This is a genomic window from Mesorhizobium sp. M7A.F.Ca.MR.362.00.0.0, from assembly GCF_004023175.1.
GTDB lineage: Bacteria > Pseudomonadota > Alphaproteobacteria > Rhizobiales > Rhizobiaceae > Mesorhizobium.
In genome coordinates, this window is the sequence record NZ_RZTF01000243.1 from 1 (window position 1) to 216 (window position 216).

Here is a 216-nt window from a genome sequence, read left to right on the forward strand (position 1 = left end):
ATCGCGCACGAAGCCGGTCATATCGCCGGCGGCCACCAGCAGAAACTCCGCGACCAGCTTGAACGCGCCAAGACGATGGCCATCATCGCGACGCTGCTGGGTGCCGGTGCCATGGTCGCCGGCGCGACAACCAATAGCCGCGGCCTTGCCGGTGCGGGCGTGGGCGTGGCCGCCGGCGGCGGCGAGATGGCACAGCGCAGCATCCTCGCCTACCAG

At 70.4% G+C, this 216-nt stretch carries 1 pseudogene; it reads left to right on the plus strand.

Annotated features, from left to right (window positions below):
- Positions 1–216, plus strand: a pseudogene (locus tag EOC06_RS43430) (M48 family peptidase); the annotation flags it as partial.